Raw genomic sequence first — 1,068 nt, forward strand, 5'->3', positions numbered from 1 at the left:
CCTGTGAACTTATCAGGATGTTTCTTCCACTGTTCCAACGCTTTAAAAAAGCTCTTCATTTCTGTAAATAAGGCTCTACGAATCGCTTGAACAGAGTTTGATTGAACGCCCGAGTAGTTCATATCAGCCTGCATGGCATTGTCCACTTCTTTTACAGTAGCCATTTTATTATCGTTCAAATAACTTTGTTTTATCGTGTACAACCCAACATTTCGCAGTGCTTTTGAACTATGCGCCATGCGCTGAAGTAAACGAAATTCTTTTGCAGTAAGGCAAGCTCGTCCGATATTCTGTTTCTGCGTGAACCGTTGCATGGTTTCTCTTTTCTTTTGTTTCCGTAATACTTTCACTGCCTTCTTTCTAGCCATTGTTTTCACCACCTTTCTTAGAAAGTTCATTAAGCGTATTCATTACTTTTGGCTTAAGTAGCTGAATGATAATCATTATCTAATTTCGTTGCCTTACAATCTATTCCCTTATTATCTACATAATATCGTAGGACAAAAAGAAACAAACATTCGCCCTCAAAAATTGTTATGAACGAAACAAAAGCGTTCAGCCTACCTGCTGACGGCAATTCATCTCCACCTGAATTGTTAGGTTTCACCCGTAACACAAATCAGATGGAGTCTTCTTGCCGGAAGAGATAAAAGATGCTTTTCAAAATAACGAACATAAAAGCACGATCCAATCTATTGCGGAACAAGTTCGTGAGCAAGCTGGTGCAGATTATGTAATTATAGAAGATCGTTATGGGGTTATGTATTCCCATTCTAATTCTGAGTTGATTGGAACAAAGAGTAACAACCCGTATAACTATGAGGCACTCACTTTTGGAGGGTACTATACGCTTGAAGGAAATGGTGTAAGTGGTCCAGCCTTAATGGCAAAGGCACCTATTATTGTTCATAACGAAGACTACGATCAAGTAGTAGGCGTTGTAACAGTAGAGTTTTCAATAAAAGGTATCGAATCTAACATATTAAGCAGAACGAAAGAAATTATCCTCTTTTCCTTAGGTGTATTACTAGCTGGAATCATTGGTGGCATTCTTTTAGCACGTAGTAT

General features: G+C 38.2%; 2 pseudogenes. One reads left to right on the forward strand and one right to left on the reverse strand.

Annotated elements, in window-relative coordinates:
* Positions 1 to 368, reverse strand: a pseudogene (locus GBN78_RS29765) (RNA-guided endonuclease TnpB family protein); the annotation flags it as partial.
* A 263-nt stretch (positions 369 to 631) separates the two neighbouring features.
* On the opposite strand from GBN78_RS29765, the pseudogene GBN78_RS29775 reads away from it, so the two are divergent.
* Positions 632 to 1,068 (forward strand): annotated as a pseudogene (locus tag GBN78_RS29775) (sensor histidine kinase); the annotation flags it as partial.

It is taken from the genome of Bacillus sp. B2-WWTP-C-10-Post-4, from assembly GCF_009183805.1.
GTDB lineage: Bacteria > Bacillota > Bacilli > Bacillales > Bacillaceae_G > Bacillus_A > Bacillus_A cereus.